The organism is Sinobaca qinghaiensis (genome assembly GCF_003610495.1).
GTDB classification, from domain to species: Bacteria; Bacillota; Bacilli; order Bacillales; family Marinococcaceae; genus Sinobaca; species Sinobaca qinghaiensis.
Genome location: NZ_RAPK01000007.1, coordinates 346,442 through 362,436 on the forward strand (window position 1 = coordinate 346,442; position 15,995 = coordinate 362,436).

The 15,995-nt window shown below is 43.5% G+C and carries 14 protein-coding genes; 4 read left to right on the forward strand and 10 right to left on the reverse strand.

Annotation, left to right across the window (positions count from 1 at the left end; all coding sequences use genetic code 11):
* Positions 1 to 456, reverse strand: a complete 456-nt coding sequence (locus ATL39_RS05830; RefSeq protein ID WP_120192356.1) for a YlbF/YmcA family competence regulator — start codon at positions 454 to 456, stop codon at positions 1 to 3.
* Between the two features lie 117 nt (positions 457 to 573).
* On the opposite strand from ATL39_RS05830, the gene ATL39_RS05835 reads away from it, so the two are divergent.
* The 3 genes from ATL39_RS05835 (at position 574) to ytvI (ending at position 2,701) form a co-directional block, all read left to right on the forward strand.
* A complete protein-coding gene (locus tag ATL39_RS05835; protein WP_120192357.1) occupies positions 574 to 1,071 on the forward strand; it encodes a PaaI family thioesterase in 498 nt (165 codons plus the stop codon).
* Positions 1,072 to 1,155: 84 nt separating this feature from the next.
* Complete coding sequence (locus ATL39_RS05840; RefSeq protein WP_120192358.1) at positions 1,156 to 1,512, forward strand: YugN family protein; 357 nt, start codon at positions 1,156 to 1,158, stop codon at positions 1,510 to 1,512.
* 124 nt (positions 1,513 to 1,636) lie between these two features.
* Positions 1,637 to 2,701 carry a sporulation integral membrane protein YtvI gene (gene ytvI / locus ATL39_RS05845; protein WP_120192359.1) on the forward strand — a complete coding sequence of 355 codons (1,065 nt, stop codon included), beginning with the start codon at positions 1,637 to 1,639 and terminating at the stop codon, positions 2,699 to 2,701.
* 46 nt (positions 2,702 to 2,747) lie between these two features.
* Here ytvI and ATL39_RS05850 read toward each other — a convergent pair whose 3' ends face one another.
* The 6 genes from ATL39_RS05850 to ATL39_RS05875 all read right to left on the reverse strand — a co-directional run bounded on the left by ATL39_RS05850 (position 2,748) and on the right by ATL39_RS05875 (position 8,370).
* On the reverse strand, positions 2,748 to 3,314 hold the full coding sequence (locus ATL39_RS05850; protein WP_120192648.1) for a DUF420 domain-containing protein: 567 nt from the start codon (positions 3,312 to 3,314) through the stop codon (positions 2,748 to 2,750).
* A 131-nt stretch (positions 3,315 to 3,445) separates the two neighbouring features.
* Complete coding sequence (locus ATL39_RS05855; protein WP_120192360.1) at positions 3,446 to 3,790, reverse strand: cytochrome C oxidase subunit IV family protein; 345 nt, start codon at positions 3,788 to 3,790, stop codon at positions 3,446 to 3,448.
* Between the two features lie 2 nt (positions 3,791 to 3,792).
* A complete protein-coding gene (locus tag ATL39_RS05860) occupies positions 3,793 to 4,413 on the reverse strand; it encodes a cytochrome (ubi)quinol oxidase subunit III (protein ID WP_120192361.1) in 621 nt (206 codons plus the stop codon).
* 1 nt (position 4,414) lies between these two features.
* Entirely contained in the window at positions 4,415 to 6,298 is a 1,884-nt protein-coding gene (gene ctaD, locus ATL39_RS05865; protein WP_120192362.1) for a cytochrome c oxidase subunit I, read from the reverse strand.
* Positions 6,299 to 6,320: 22 nt separating this feature from the next.
* Entirely contained in the window at positions 6,321 to 7,424 is a 1,104-nt protein-coding gene (gene coxB / locus ATL39_RS05870; RefSeq protein ID WP_374562657.1) for a cytochrome c oxidase subunit II, read from the reverse strand.
* A 58-nt stretch (positions 7,425 to 7,482) separates the two neighbouring features.
* Complete coding sequence (locus tag ATL39_RS05875) at positions 7,483 to 8,370, reverse strand: UbiA family prenyltransferase (RefSeq protein ID WP_120192364.1); 888 nt, start codon at positions 8,368 to 8,370, stop codon at positions 7,483 to 7,485.
* Between the two features lie 294 nt (positions 8,371 to 8,664).
* Between ATL39_RS05875 and ATL39_RS05880 the strand changes: the two genes are divergently transcribed.
* A complete protein-coding gene (locus ATL39_RS05880; protein WP_245960928.1) occupies positions 8,665 to 9,588 on the forward strand; it encodes a COX15/CtaA family protein in 924 nt (307 codons plus the stop codon).
* A gap of 161 nt (positions 9,589 to 9,749) precedes the next feature.
* Here ATL39_RS05880 and ATL39_RS05885 read toward each other — a convergent pair whose 3' ends face one another.
* The 3 genes from ATL39_RS05885 to pyc all read right to left on the reverse strand — a co-directional run bounded on the left by ATL39_RS05885 (position 9,750) and on the right by pyc (position 15,904).
* Entirely contained in the window at positions 9,750 to 10,922 is a 1,173-nt protein-coding gene (locus ATL39_RS05885) for a GNAT family N-acetyltransferase (protein ID WP_170146848.1), read from the reverse strand.
* A gap of 1 nt (position 10,923) precedes the next feature.
* A complete protein-coding gene (locus tag ATL39_RS05890; protein WP_120192366.1) occupies positions 10,924 to 12,348 on the reverse strand; it encodes a cryptochrome/photolyase family protein in 1,425 nt (474 codons plus the stop codon).
* A 106-nt stretch (positions 12,349 to 12,454) separates the two neighbouring features.
* Positions 12,455 to 15,904 carry a pyruvate carboxylase gene (gene pyc, locus ATL39_RS05895; RefSeq protein WP_120192367.1) on the reverse strand — a complete coding sequence of 1,150 codons (3,450 nt, stop codon included), beginning with the start codon at positions 15,902 to 15,904 and terminating at the stop codon, positions 12,455 to 12,457.
* Positions 15,905 to 15,995 lie beyond the last annotated feature (91 nt).

Sequence of the window (15,995 nt, forward strand, 5' to 3'; positions counted from 1 at the left end):
TTATGCACTGCATCCACACGAACCGCCGGATCCACATCCGCCGCTTCCGCAGGAAGCATTATCGAAAAATGGATTACCTGTCGGTACTTTTATGTTTGGGGAAACGGCCCCTGCAATTTCGCCGGAAATTTCATTTAAAAGGGTTTCCAGATCTTTTTCCGCTTTTTTAAAAGCAGTAATAGCTGGATGAACATCCATTTCCCTTTTTTTAAGACGGATTTCTTTTGAAACCATTTTGTAGTCCGGATGATATTTTCCGAAGCGCTGGACTTCCTCATAGCGGTCTTTCCATGCGTTGAATTCAGAAATAAGCCTGCGGGCTTCTTTATCGGTTTCCATTTCGTTTTTGGCCCTTGTGTAGGTGATGTATATATCAGAGGTAAACAACAAGGCTGTCAGCTCCTCTGATGCTGTTAAAATGTCAGCTGGTGTTGACGTATATGCAGTACTGTTCATGATTGCACCTCCTACCGGGAGTATAACATGTAACCGGCCTTTGTTCGAAGATTTAATTGGCAGGGCCGGGACGGATTGCTACAATATACATATCAAAGCACTAGGAAAGGATTCTATATGACTGATACAAAAACGCTATCCACAGATATTCAGGATTTTCTTCAGGCCGCCACAGACGGCGAAAAAGAAGTACTGCAGCAGTTTTTAAACGGACTCAGGCAGAAACACGAAGGGCATCATCCGTCTTATGTCAGCGGCTGGATTCAGGCCGAAGGTGATTGGAATGAAGATGGAAGCTATCAAATACGCATACCCATTCATAAGGGCGTTCAAAATCCGCTTGAAATTGTCCATGGCGGCGTAACGGCTACATTAATGGATACCTGTATGGGCACACTGGCCAATCACTCCACTCCTTCCAAAAAGGCTGCCGTTACAATGGAAATAAAAGTGAATTATTTAAAACCTGGAAAAGGGGATTATTTATACTGCCGTTCCGAAATTATATCCCAAAGCTCAAAAACGCTTTTTTTAGCTTCTACAATTAAAGATGAAAAAGATCAAATCATTGCTTATGGAACCGGCACCTTTTATGTGATTGATTTTCTCGCCTAGAGCATGAAATTCTGTCTCTTCCATTGCAAACGCTTTATTTTAATATTAAGATAAGACTATATGGATAAATAGGGGGCACTGCACATGCAAATTACAGACTATGAATTTGAGGGCACTCAAATCACGTTCGGCAGGCTACATAGGATTATTAAAGATGCGGGCTTTATTCACGCCGGGCAGTGGGACTATGAACGTGTAACGTTTGATTATAAATTTTTTGACCGGACTGATGACGCAACGTACTACCTGCGTATCCCGGCTTACGCAGTAGAAGGAGACATTCCGGCTGAAGACACAGTCGTTCAAATCCTCACTCCTTACTTTGGAAGACACTATTATCCGCACGGGATAGAATACGATGAAGAATTCCCGGAAAAAATCATTCAAAAATGCAGGGATAAAACGAAAGCAGTATGGGATGTTCTAAAAACTAAAACGTAACAGAAAAGAAGCTGATATCAGCTTCTTTTCTATTTCTCCGGGATAAATATTTTGTTCTCTTCTATCAAATCCTATATACTAATTGTTATACTATCTTGTCCGAATGTCTGAAAGGGGAATAGCTGTGTCATCGTTGCTTACGAAAAAGAATTTGATCCGTTTTTTATCCGTTGTTTTAATTATTATAGCTTTAGTTTTTATTCTTCCAGTTTCAGGACCTATTATACTTGCCCTGCTTACAGCTCTTGCCCTGTCACCTCTCGTCAGGCTGTTAAATGAAAAGGCCAAATGGCGTCGTTCTATTGCCGTTATGGTTGTCTTCACCTTATTTCTTATTTCTCTCGGAATCGCCGGGTATTTAATTATTACCCAGGTGGTAACACAGGCTATTTTATTTGTGGAAAATCTGCCGGATTACATAGCTGAAGTGAATCGCTCATGGAATGATATGCAGATTTCTATTGAGAATACCTATGATCGAATGAATCTCCCGCCTGATGTCATTAACGAAATCAATGCCCAGATAACGGATATGCTTAATAACTTTCGTAATCGCTTTACGGACGGCCAGTTTCTAAATACCGTTACGAGTATCGTTGCTTCTATTCCAGGATACCTTGTGTCATTTATTGTATACTTAATCGCATTGTTCCTATTTATGATGGATCTTCCCCGCTTGAGCAGGAAGATGTATTCTTTCATGAAAGTGGAAACAGCCCAGAAAGTCCACTTTATGACCGCCCGTCTTGGAAAGGTTATTATAGGCTTTTTTAAGGCCCAGTTCCTGGTGAGTCTGATTATTGTTACCGTTACTTATATTGGCTTATACTTTATTGCGCCTGAAGTGGCCCTGGTGATGGCTCTCGTTATATGGGTCATTGACTTTATTCCTATCATCGGCTCTATTGCTATACTTGCCCCCTGGGCGATATTTCAATATCTGGCAGGCGATGCTGTGCTTGGTACGCAGCTGCTCGTACTCGGCATCATCCTTCTCATTATCCGCCGTACGGTTGAACCTAAAGTAATGGGTCATCACATTGGCTTATCGCCGCTGGCCACTTTGATATCTTTATACATCGGCCTTTCCCTGCTGGGTATTATCGGCTTTATCGTAGGTCCTCTGGCTGTCATTGCGTTTACATCCGCCAGGGAAGCCGGCCTCATTAAGCTTGACTTTAAAATTTAACCTGACAAAAACGGACCGCTCTTTTGAGCAGTCCGTTTTTTATTCTTTAATAGTAAGGAGAAATCATTAAATAAACAATTACTCCCGTTATGCTGACATAAAGCCAGAGCGGCATGGTCCATCTGGCAATTTTCCGGTGCTTTTCCACCTGGGATGTTATACCTTTCAAGAACGTCCACAGCGCAAGCGGCACAATAATAATTGCGAGGATGATATGCGAAATTAAAATAAAGTAATAAATAGCAGCAATGGCTCCAGAGCCGCCAAAAGCCGTTGATTCCGACAGCGCATGATACGTAAGGTAGGTTACAAGAAACAACGCAGTGGATGTAAAGGCTGCGTAAATAAAACGCTTATGCATCGTAATATTTTTTCGTAAAATAAAAAACAGTGCCGTAAATAAAAAGACCGTTGTAAAACTGTTAAAAATAGCATTCATCATCGGCAGAATAGTTAAATCAAAACCTTCAACGTCTCCGCCCAGTCCTTCCATAAAAAATAGAAGGGTGACGAGGCCATTAATAACAATAGTAAGGGTAACTACTATCGCCACATGGCTTTTATCCGAAGTACCTTTTTGTTGTGTTGATATTTGATTTGAAGATTTACTCATCTTCTCCCCCATTTCTCTATTTATCTGTTCTTCATTATACAGGAAAGCAGCTGTCATTCCCCTCTAATCTCTAACAAATCAGTGAACAAGCAAAAAGAAACAGTCTCCCGATATGGAAGACCGTTTCTTTTTTAATATTTTGTCATACCAAGCAGAAACGTTAATGCAATTAATGCTGGAGTGGAAAGCACCACACCGGCAATGATAAAAGTATTTGCCCATTCATGTCCCTTATCCTTCAAGTGCATGAAGTAAAACATCTGCAGAAAAAACTGCATCCCTGCCAGTACAAGTATAAATGGAACCGCAAAGGCCGGAGCCACCATTTCCGTTGCCACCGCAATAAATGCCAGGAAGGTTAGAAAAATCATAAAAGCAAACGAAGTAATCTGTACTTTCTTTTCTTTGTTCATCTTATACAGGTCTTCTTCTGAAAGCGCGCTTTTTTCGAATGGTTTGGATAACTCATTTGCCATTTTTAAGCTCCCCCTATTCCCATAAGATAAACGACAGTAAATATAAATACCCACACAACGTCAATGAAATGCCAGTAAAGACTGGCCACGTAAAACTTGGGGGCATTTGTTAATGTTATACCGGATTTCGCATAGCGGATAAGCAGTGTGCTGATCCATGCCAGGCCGAATACAACGTGGGCCCCGTGCAGTCCGACAAGCGTATAGAAAGAAGAGCCAAAAGCACTTGTCGTATAACCAAGCCCATGATGTACATATTCCACAAATTCATAGATTTCTAAACCAAGAAACGCAAGACCTAACAGCACCGTAGTGCTCATCCAGATCATCATCGCTTTAAAATTATTCCGTTTCATCGCATACATGGCAAGAACACTTGTAAGCGAACTGGTTAACAAAAGCATGGTCATAATAAATACAAGCGGCAGCTGAAATAATTCTTCCGCCGTCGGGCCGCCTGCTGTTCCTTCCCTTAATCCGAGAAAAGCTCCAAAGAAGGTGGCAAACATGATTGTTTCACCGCTGAGAAAGATCCAAAAACCGAGAAATTTATTTCTTCCTTCCAACGTTGCTTTTTCGGGGTTGGAAGGAAGGCCTTTTGTCATATCTACGTGATCGGCCATGTTAACTTACCTCCTTTTCCAGCTTTTTTAATTCTTCCACTGTAATATGGTAGCCGTGGTCCTCTTTAATCGAACGCACCAGCATAGAACCAAATGTAAGCAGAAAACCTGGAATAATGACGGCGTAAGGAGTTATGATAGCATTTTCCATATTAAGCATAATCATGCCAAATCCCCATACGAACATGCCAATCCCAATAATAAAGGGTAAAATAGAGCCGTTTGGCATATGAATATCGGATAATGGTTCAGCCGGCTTCATTTTTCCGTCTCCATGAATCTTTTCATAAAACAAAGGATCAAGAGAACGTACCTGTGGAACCTGGGCGAAATTATATTCCGGAATTGGAGTAGGAGTTGACCATTCCAGTGTTCTGGCATCCCAAGGATCACTTACTACTACACGCTCTGATTTCAAGGCAGAGTATACGATGTTAATAACCAGTACGATAATGCCCGCAGACATTAGAAATGCTCCAATAGAAGAAATCAGGTTCATCGTATCCATACCCTGGCCTTCCAGATACGTGTATACCCGTCTTGGCATTCCAATAAGGCCGAGAATATGCTGAACAAAGAATGTCATGTGAAAACCAATATAAAACATCCAGAACATGAGCATACCAAGTTTTTCATTTAAATGATGTCCAAACATTTTTGGATACCAGTAGTACAATCCGGCCAGCAGCCCGAGAACGATACCCCCAACAATTATGTAGTGGAAGTGGGCTACTACAAAGTACGTGTCATGGTACAAATAGTCGACCGGCACCATGGAAAGCATAACACCTGTTACACCACCCAGCACAAAGGTAGGGACAAAAGAAGAAGCGCAGAGCATAGCTGTATTAAACGTAAGCTTACCGCCCCACATCGTGAAGAGCCAGTTGAATATTTTAATACCAGTAGGTATTCCTATTGCCATAGTAGCAATAGCGAAAACAGAGTTTGTTACCGGGCCGATACCAACGGTAAACATGTGGTGGACCCATACCATAAATCCGAGAAAAGCAATAATCAATGTAGCGAACACCATTGCCGTATACCCGAATAAACGCTTTCTGGAGAAGGCTGGTATAACTTCGGAAATGATTCCGAAAGCCGGCAGCACTAAAATATATACTTCCGGGTGACCGAAAATCCAGAAAATATGCTGCCATAAAACGGCATTTCCTCCGCTGTCAGGAGAAAAGAACTGAGCGCCGAACAATCTATCGAGCATAAGAAGCGCAAGTCCGGCAGCCAAAGGCGTAAAAGCAAATACGATCAGCAGGGAAGTAACGAGTGAGGTCCAGCAGAAAAGCGGCATTCTCATCATCGTCATACCTGGAGCACGCATGTTTACAATCGTTACAATAAAGTTAATAGCGGAGATTAATGTTCCAATACCGCTTATTTGAAGACCGATAACATAGAAATCCATTCCTAAATGCCCGTAATCTCCAGCTGACAGTGGAACATAAGCTGTCCACCCCGCATCGGGAGCACCTCCGAAAAACCAGCTGACGCTTAATAGCAGCCCGCCGAAAAAGAAAATCCAAAAACCAAGAGCATTGACAAAAGGAAACGCTACATCCCGCGCCCCTATTTGAAGAGGAATAATGTAGTTCATAAAAGCAAACAATAATGGTGTGGCTGCAAGGAACAGCATGATGGTTCCATGCATCGTAATGAATTCATTGTATGTTTGTCCGTCCAGAAAATTACTTTCCGGAAACATAAGCTGTATTCTCATAAAAACTGCCATTAGGCCTGCTTTCAGGAAAAACAGCGTACCTGCTATCAAATACATAACGCCTAACTTTTTATGGTCGACTGTGGTAAGCCAGTCCATTAAGACGCTTTTATCTTTCTTTTCTTTTATAATTGCTGAATAATCCGCCATTGGGTTTACCCTCCCTTACTCTTTATTCATTTTGTGGTTCTTCAATCCTGTCTGAGCCGTCTGTCTCCACTTGTCTTCCAAGAGCCGGCTGTTCTACTTCCAGGCTGGCAAGATACTCAAGCAGTGCGTCCATATCCTGGTCTTCCATATCCGGATAAGCCTGCATATTGTTTCCCTGTTTGAAAGACTGTGGATCACGGATCCAGGCTTCAAGATTTTCTTCGTTGTATTCCACGACCCCGGCGATAGTTTCCCGGTCGGCAAAGTTAGTCAGCGTCGGTCCCTGGGCAGTACCCTGGCCTCCTACAGCGTGACAGCCGATACAGCCCTGGTCTTCAAATACCTGGCGTCCTTCTGAAGCTGTTGTATTTTCCTCAGGTTCAGCCGGCTCAGACGCCATTGTTTCAACCCAGCTGTTATACTCGTCACGCTCAAGTGCTACTACTTTAAAATCCATTAATGCATGGGAAGGTCCGCACAACTCGGCGCATTTCCCTTTATAAATGCCTGGTTCATCTGCTTCCAGCCAAAGCTGGTTTTCAATTCCAGGGATGGCATCAATCTTTCCGCCAAGTGCCGGTACCCAGAAAGAGTGGATAACGTCTTCAGCAGTAAGCGTAAATTCTACTTTTTCCCCCACAGGAATGTATACTTCATTTCCAGAGGTAAAACCGTCTTCATAATCAAACTGCCACCAGTATTGATGACCTGTTACATTGATGGAGACACCTTCTCCTTCTCCCTCGCCGCTTGACCCTGCGGCCTGAGGCGTAGTATCCGCAAAATAATATGTACCTGTAATCGTTGGTACGGCTAGAATTGCCAGTAAAAATAAAGGAATAATAGTCCAGGTAAGCTCCAGTGCTTTGCTTCCTTCTACCTGCTTAGGATACTCATTATCACCCGGTTTTCTTCTAAATTTCACTACGGCGATAAAGTACAGTGCAAACACAACAATAATTACTACTGCCATCACATACAAACTTAAAATCAGGTTATCAAGAATCCATTCCGCCTGAGGGCCGTATGGGTCCAGTGCAGTAAGACGTTCTTCACCGCATCCTGACAGTAAAAGCAGTATGAAAGATAAAGGCAGAAGCCGCATCATAAACGTATGCTTATTCATCATTCACTTAACCCCTCTTTCTTTAATAAATGATATATTAACGCCTGATTGGCGCAGTTCATAAAGCCGGTATTGCCATGGTAATTAATACGATAGAAAAACATCCGATCGAGCAGGCGAGTGCTCCGGCTGCCCATTTTTTATCCGACTGCATCTTCAGTCCGGCTGCCAGCCAGATCAGCCAGACAGCCCCTCCAACCATTACAGATACAAGATACACGGTTCCATATTGTCCAAGCATAAGAGCTCCCAATATAAAAACGGATGCGTATAAAATGCTTTGAAGTTTGGCGGTTTTGTTTCCAGTTATTACTGCCAGTACAGGTATACCTGCTTTTATGTATTCTTCCTTTTTCAAAACGGAAAGAGCCAGCGAGTATGTGCAGTACCAGATGAAAAAAAGAAATGCCAAAATCCAGGCCGCTGCATGCAGCGAGTCATCTGCTGCAGACCAGGCAATTAAAGGAAACACAGCGAAAACACCTGCCTGCATAAAACTTCCAAAGCTTGAACGATACTTGAGCCAGTAAGCAAATCCTATAATATATCCGAAAGCCGCGGCTGTTCCAAGCAGTCCGGTTGTCATGCTGATGGAAAAAAGCAGCATAACACCTACAGCTGTTATCAGAAGCCCTGTGCCAAGCGTCTGTTTATCCTTTTTTTCCGTAACGTTCCCGCGCTTTTTACCAAGAAGGGTTTCCACCATAAAGCACCCCTGTAGAAGCAGTCCTGTTCCGGCAAAAGTAAGAATAAACAGATGCAGATTCTGCTGCCATTGAAAGCTGGAGAAAGGTTCTGCAGCCAGCATTACTGTAAACGTTATCAAAAATACAGAAAATAAAAGCGCTGTTCTCCTGAATAAAAAGAATGGACGCGCAGTAAATTGGTTTTTCCCGGAGGCCGCTGGATGATGAAGCGAATCAGCAGATGATTCTGTCCTATTCATGATTACACCTCCTATTAAATTAATCCCCCTGTGTGTACGCTTCACTGTTTATATTGTAGCATTAAAATACACTGGTTAGAAACAACAATTACAAGGTCACACCGCAACCTTACTATAATATTATAGCTTAAATGTTCTCCGCTTTCATCTGTTTCCTTATTTTCACAATTTATTCATGTTTACGAAACGCCTCTAAATGTTCATTACTATTAAATTGACTTTTATATGCAGAATCCCTACGATTACAATAGGTTCGTTACTTATACAGCACAGATTGGACTGAGGTGAATAGCAGTGAACAATATTGGCTTAAAGGTTTTTGGTGTTTTTACTTCTATTGGAATGTTAATTGTACTTATTCAAGGTTCCCTTGTAACAAAGACAGGTTCCGGAGAAGGATGCGGAGCAACGTGGCCCCTCTGCTTTGGAGAAGTCATACCTGATTCGCCTGCTTTGGAAACTATTATAGAATACAGCCACCGATTATGGTCAGGGCTTATGGGCCTGTTTGTTATCATTCTGGCGGTGTGGGCCTGGAAAAAGCTCCCGCACTTAAGAGAAACAAAATTTATGGCCCTGATGGCTGTTCTTTTTATTGTGTTTCAGGGAATGATGGGAGCCGGTGCTGTTATATGGGGTAATTCCAGCCTTGTACTTGCTCTTCATTTTGGCATTTCCACTATATCTTTTGCTACCGTCGTTCTTCTGACGATTTTAGCATTTGAAAATAAAAAAAATGCCCCTGCTCCTACAGTAAGCAAAGGATATAGAAACTATCTTCTGTTTGTTATCATCTACTGCTATGCTGTTATTTATACCGGTGCCTATGTAAAGCATACGGATGCCACTTATGCGTGTGAAGGCTTTCCGCTCTGCAACAACCAGATTATACCGGATATCAGCGGTGCATTAGGTTTTCAGATAGGCATTCATTTTGCCCATCGTGTATTTGCTACTATCTTATTTATTTTTATCGCCATTCTGATGATCTGGACCATTAGGCGCTTCGCTTCATCTGCTTCATTAAAAACAGCAAGTATTCTTGTTTTTGCTTTAACTATTGTCCAGATCGCGGCAGGAATATCTGTCGTATACGTTACTGCTTACCTGGCTTCCGCCTTAACCCATGCCATTACCGTCACGTTTTTATTTACAACGCTCGGATATATGGTGATGATTGCCACGAGGAAGCCGGCAGTCGGCCGACATTATAAATAACCACTCATTAATAAGATACGCAAAAGCCCCGCCTCTCCTTGAAAGAGAGGCGGGGCTTTTGTTAATAAGCAGGATGCCCGAATTCTTTTAGAATAGAGGAAACCGCAGGACGAGTCCTCTCTTATCCAAGATATCATGACTTCAGAAAGCTTTTCTGCTTATTAAAAAAAATCGTATATAAATGGCTCCAAATCGCTGACGCCTGCCTGCAGAAGAGTCACCTGCTCCGGTTCCCCCTGAATTCTTCCGGCTTTCCAGGCCTGTTCGGCGGTGATGTATCCCATAAAGACTGCTGCTGCTGTTTGAATATTCATTTCCAGTCCTTTTTTTTCCGAGTGTCCCGGATAAAAACGGATGTGAATGCTGCCATCTACATTTTCCAGACTGTAAAATCCTTTATTCCACTCACAGAAATCGTCTTCTATTTTCAGATCAAGTTCTTCCCCTTCTTTTAAGTGCAGTGGATATTTCTGCAGAAAGGAGGTCATGTCTACAATTCTGGCCATGAAATAACTTTCCCGCTTTTCAGTGATTCTGGAATCCGCAAGCAGAAAACGGCTTGGATCGTTTACAGCCGGTCTTATTTCTACTTCCGTTATCATCGAATCATGCTGGGCTAAGAAACTCCAGAGCGCCGTTCTTGTCTCTTCATCAAGCCATATAAATTCTTTCACTTCCATCTTTTGATTTTTTATTTTATAAATAATGTACCCTCTATCTTCTCCCTGTTCGTTTTTGAACACCACTATTTCCCCTGTTTTACGCTTTAACACCATATCTTCCCACCATTGTTTATCACGGAGAACAGCCCCGGTATAGGAAACTGCCCACTTCTCATAAATGGGCTGCAGGACAGCCGCTGCCTTTTGCGTCACTCTGTAAATAGTGCCTTGTTCCAAAGGTGCAGGCTGGGGCAGCTGTGAGCTTGAAAGTGTCCATATTTTAGCATCTGCAAACAGCTCCCATCCAAATTTCCGATAAAATGAAAAGGAAAACGGATATAGCAGAGAAACTTCACAGCCCCTCTCTTTCACATCTTTCATGGCCGCCCGGAGCAGTTCCCGTACCAATCCACTGCGTCGTTTCTCCGGCCAGGTGGCTACTCCGGAAATGCCTCCCATTCTCATTACTTCCCCGGCAATATAAATGTCGGATGGAAAAATTGTAAGCTTTGAGGCTATTTCTTTATTTTCCACTGCCACCCAGGTATTTTCCGGCTTAATGATTTTTTTGCGATCCTCCCGCTGTTCCGTTGAAAGTTCAAACTGAAAAGCAAATTCACCTAGTGTTATATTCTGGTCAATCTCTGCCGGCTTCATTTTTCGTATTTCCACCTTATTCGTCCTCTCCTTTGAACATAGCGATAGCCCGTTTCCGCTGAACAGCATGATCTACTATCGGCTCTGGATAATCCTTTCCTATAATGCATGATGCTTTTTCCTGCTCCTCTTTACTCATTTTCCAGGGCTCATGAATAAATCGGGAAGGCACATCTTTTAAAACGGGCAGGTATTTTTTAATAAATTCTCCTTTTTCATCAAAACGCTGACTTTGCCGTATCGGAGAAAATACCCGAAAATAAGGTACTGCATCAGAACCGGTGGAAGCAGCCCACTGCCATCCCCCGGCATTGGAGGATGGATCGTAGTCTATCAGACGCCGTCCGAAATACTGCTCTCCCTCCCTCCAATCTTCCAAAAAGTCCTTAACCAGGAAAGAGGCAGTTATCATTCTGCCGCGGTTATGCATCCAGCCTGTTTCATTTAATTGGGTCATACAGGCGTCAACTACCGGATATCCTGTTTCCGCATTCTTCCACTTATCCAGATTTTCTTTATTATTACTCCAGCTCAGGGACTGGTAGGCTTCTTTTAATTCCTTATTTTTCAAGTCAGGATGAGATACATGAATCATATTATAAAAATCCCTCCATGCCAGCTCGCTTAAAAATGTCCCGGCTCCTTTATCTTCTTCTTCCAGTTTTGGAAGCAAAGCCTCATAAATAGTACGTACTGATATTCTTCCTGTTTTTAAATAAGCTGACAGTCTGCTTGTTCCATCCTCTGCCAGAATATCCCGTTCGTTTTCGTAATATTTAACCGGATCATCAGCAAACGTATCCAGACGATCGAGGGCATCCTGTTCCTTTACTTTCTCCCAATTTGTTTCAGCCTGTTTATTGTACTCTTTCAATATATCCCGGTCTTTTTTATCAGATAGAGCTTTGTTTACCTGACGGGATGCCAGAAAAGCAGGATCCGCACGAAATGGCTTATCTTTTTGCTTTTTAAACCAGCTTCTGTAATATGGCGTAAATACCTCATAGTAGCTGTCATCTTTTTTCAGCACTTCATCGGAGGCGTGAAAATGAGCATCTTTAAAAGGATAGAAGACAGCTTGTTTTAGGCCCTTCCGTGCTTTTTCATCTCTTTTTACTGCCCTGGGTACTTCATCTTCGTTAAAGAAAACTGCGCTGATTTCTTTTTCTTTGCCTAAACTTTCGAATACTTTCCCGATTTTTCCCACTTTTATGTAAAGGCGGATATCTTTTTCTTTGCATTCTTTAGAGAAAGCTTCCAGATTCTGAAAAAAATAATCGTGGTGGGGGCATGGATCTTCAATCCGTTTTTTCTCTATATGGAAAAAAGCCATCCATGTTCTGGAATTGTCTTCCTGCAGCCACTGTTCGAGCGCATACATCGCGTGATTATCAGTGAGCCGTAAGTCCCTTCTAAACCATAATAGTGCTGTCTCTGCCATCTTCCATCATCCTCTCTGCTTCACTTTTTCTTATACCCCTTTTAAACGTTTTTAAAAATAAAAAAACCGCCTGAAGATATTACGTCTTCAGACGGTTCCTTTTTTATCAGGAGGAAAATTCGATCAGCAGGTCGCCGGTGGCGATTGCATCGCCATCGGCTACGTGAATGGACTTCACTTCCCCATCGAACGGAGCCTGAACGGTTGTTTCCATTTTCATGGCTTCGGTGATCATCAAATGATCGCCTTTTTTCACTTTTTCTCCGTCTACCACCAGGGTCTTAATCACAGTCCCAGGCATAGAGGCACCAATTTGATTCGCGTTTTTCTTATCTACCTTTGGCCGCTCCGTGACAGAAGCTGCCACGTTCTGGTCTTTAATATTCACTTCCCGCGGCTGGCCGTTAAGTTCGAAATACACAATTCTTGTACCATTGTCCTGCGGTTTGGAAATCGAAATCAGCTTCACAATCAACGTTTTTCCCTGTTCAATCTCCACTTCAATCTCTTCACCCAGGCGGAGTCCATAAAAGAAAGTAGCCGTATCGAGCACCGTAACATCGCCGAACTGCTGGCGGAAACGCTCGAAATCCATATACACTTTCGGATACAGCGCATAGGACAATAAGTCATGGCTGGTAATCTGGCGGTCTACTTCTTTATACAGCTCTTCCTGCAGGCTTTTAAAGTCCACATCATGCATATTTTCGCCGGGACGATTGGTGATCGCCTCGCGCCCTTTGAGAATAACGTCCTGCAGGTCTTTCGGGAAGCCTTGATACGGCTGGCCCAGATATCCCTGGAACAGTTCTACCACAGAATCAGGAAAGTCGAGACTTCCGCCTTTTTCCAGCACATCTTCTTCCGAAAGGTTATTTTGGACCATATACAAAGCCATGTCGCCAACCACTTTGGAAGAAGGTGTAACCTTCACGACATCTCCAAACATATCGTTCACCCGGCGGTACATTTTTTTCACGTCATTCCAGCGTGCTCCAAGCCCTACCGCTTTCGCCTGCTGCTGCAGGTTGCTGTACTGGCCTCCCGGCATTTCGTGCTCATACACCTCTGTATGCGGTGCATTCATGCCGCTTTCAAAGCCCTGGTAATATTTCCGGGTATAGTCCCAGTATTCATTCAGCTCTTCGACTGCTTTAATATCGATATCAGGCTGTCTTTCCGTGCCTTTGATCGCATAATACAGGCTGTTCATGCTTGGCTGAGATGTTAATCCCGCCATCGAACTGATAGCGACATCGACAATATCGACGCCCGCTTCAATCGCTTTAGCATACGTAAAAATACCATTTCCGCTCGTATCGTGGGTATGCAGATGAATAGGAATCGAAATCGTCTGCTTGAGCTCGGTCACGAGCTGATAGGCCGCTTCCGGTTTAAGAAGCCCCGCCATATCTTTAATGCCTAAAATATGAGCGCCTGCCTTTTCAAGAGATACAGCCATGTCTTTATAATACTGAAGGTCGTATTTGGTACGTGCAGAATCAAGAATATCACCGGTGTAGCAGATCGATGCTTCCGCCACCTTCTGCTGGTTTCTCACTTCATCAATGGCAAGCTGCATACCCTCGAGCCAGTTCAGGGAGTCAAAAATACGGAATACATCAATACCGGCATCGGCACTTTTTTCGACAAATTCTTTTATCACGTTATCCGGATAGTTTTTGTATCCAACGGCATTGGAAGCCCGGAGCAGCATCTGCAGCAGAATATTAGGCATCTTCTCTCTTAGCAGCAGGAGACGCTCCCACGGATCTTCGTGCAGAAAGCGCATGGACACGTCAAACGTTGCTCCGCCCCACATTTCTGACGAAAACAGCTGTGGCAGCATGTGGGACGTCGGCGCCGCAATTTTCTTTAGATCCTGCGTCCGGACTCTTGTAGCGAGCAGCGACTGGTGGGCATCACGGAACGTTGTATCCGTTAACAGCACCTGCTTTTGGCTTTTCACCCAGTCGGCGAGCCCCTCCGGACCGCGTTCATCCAAAATCTGTTTGGTTCCTTTCAGCGGCTCTGCCGCTTTTTCAATAATAGGTACCGGCGGCTTGTCCAGAACAGGCTTTTTCATTTTTTCCAGTCCCGGGTAGCCGTTCACAATCGTTTCGCCAATAAAGGTAAGCATTTTCGTACCCCGGTCTTTTCGTTTCGGGAAAACGAACAGTTCCTGTGTCTGGTCAATAAAGGACGTGTTGTAATCGCCGCTCAGAAAGCCGCTGTGCTGCACGAGATTTTCCAGAAACGGAATGTTGGTGATAATGCCCCGGATCCGGAATTCGCGAAGGTTCCGAAGCATTTTGGCTGCAGCTCCTTCAAACGTTAGCGACCAGGTCGATACTTTCACGAGCAGGGAATCATAGTGCGGGGAAATAACAGCCCCCTGAAAGCCATTTCCGGCATCAAGCCGTACGCCGAATCCGCCGCTGGAGCGGTAAGCCATAATTTTTCCGGTATCAGGCATAAAATCGTTAGCCGGATCCTCTGTTGTCACACGGGACTGGATCGCATAGCCAAACGTTTTTATATCTTTCTGCTCCGGTATGTTTAATTCTTTTCCGTGCAGGGATTTTCCGTCCGCTATATAGAGCTGGGCCTGCACAATATCAAAACCTGTAATCATTTCTGTAATCGTATGTTCTACCTGCACTCTGGGATTTACTTCGATGAAGAAAAATTCGCCGTGGGGATCAACCAGAAATTCAACCGTTCCCGCATTCACATAATCAATATTTTTACTCAGCTTGACGGCAGCTTCACAGATTTCCTCCCGAAGTTCATCACTCAATGATACGCTTGGAGCAATCTCCACTACTTTCTGGTGCCTTCTTTGCACCGAGCAGTCTCTTTCATATAAGTGCACGACGTTGCCGTGCGAGTCTCCAAGAATCTGGACTTCTATGTGTTTCGGACTTTCCACAAACTTCTCTACGTAGACCTCATCGTTACCAAATGCTGACTTGGCTTCTGATTTGGCCCTGTCGTAAGATTCAGATAAAGAATCTGCGTCGCGGACAATTCTCATACCGCGTCCGCCGCCGCCAAGAGATGCTTTAATAATAAACGGATAGCCATTGGCTTCGGCAAATGAGCGGACCTCCTCCAGGCTCTCCACCGGGCCGTCACTTCCCGGAATAACAGGAAGGCCTGCCTCCAGCGCCGTGGTTCGGGCCTTAACTTTGTCGCCGAACATGTTTAAATGTTTGGTTTCCGGTCCAATAAAAATGATGCCTTCTTCTTCACACCGTCTGGCAAAACCAATGTTTTCAGACAAAAATCCATAGCCTGGGTGAATGGCATCAATATTATTTTCTTTTGCAGTCGCAATAATGTCTTCAATATCAAGATAAGCGTCAATGGGCTTTTTTCCTTCACCCACCAGGTAAGCTTCATCTGCTTTATAACGATGAAAAGCCCCTGTATCTTCCTTAGAGTAAATAGCTACGGTGCGGATATGCAGCTCGGTACACGCTCTAAAAATCCGGATCGCGATTTCTCCACGGTTTGCAACTAATACTTTTTTAATATTTTTCAGTTGGCTCATCTCGTTCCTCCCGGTTTCCATTATCTCTTTTACGTTTATTTACTGACAATTCCAAATATATTTTATCATACCATGCCATTCATTTTTGTCA

Bases quoted from the DNA above. Each gene is read 5' to 3' on its own strand.
- ATL39_RS05830 (WP_120192356.1), bottom strand. From the start codon at position 456: ATGAACAGTACTGCATATACGTCAACACCAGCTGACATTTTAACAGCA.
- ATL39_RS05835 (WP_120192357.1), top strand. From the start codon at position 574: ATGACTGATACAAAAACGCTATCCACAGATATTCAGGATTTTCTTCAG.
- ATL39_RS05840 (WP_120192358.1), top strand. From the start codon at position 1,156: ATGCAAATTACAGACTATGAATTTGAGGGCACTCAAATCACGTTCGGC.
- ATL39_RS05850 (WP_120192648.1), bottom strand. From the start codon at position 3,314: ATGAGTAAATCTTCAAATCAAATATCAACACAACAAAAAGGTACTTCG.
- ATL39_RS05855 (WP_120192360.1), bottom strand. From the start codon at position 3,790: ATGGCAAATGAGTTATCCAAACCATTCGAAAAAAGCGCGCTTTCAGAA.
- ATL39_RS05860 (WP_120192361.1), bottom strand. From the start codon at position 4,413: ATGGCCGATCACGTAGATATGACAAAAGGCCTTCCTTCCAACCCCGAA.
- ctaD (WP_120192362.1), bottom strand. From the start codon at position 6,298: ATGGCGGATTATTCAGCAATTATAAAAGAAAAGAAAGATAAAAGCGTC.
- coxB (WP_374562657.1), bottom strand. From the start codon at position 7,424: ATGAATAAGCATACGTTTATGATGCGGCTTCTGCCTTTATCTTTCATA.
- ATL39_RS05875 (WP_120192364.1), bottom strand. From the start codon at position 8,370: ATGAATAGGACAGAATCATCTGCTGATTCGCTTCATCATCCAGCGGCC.
- ATL39_RS05890 (WP_120192366.1), bottom strand. From the start codon at position 12,348: ATGGCAGAGACAGCACTATTATGGTTTAGAAGGGACTTACGGCTCACT.
- pyc (WP_120192367.1), bottom strand. From the start codon at position 15,904: ATGAGCCAACTGAAAAATATTAAAAAAGTATTAGTTGCAAACCGTGGA.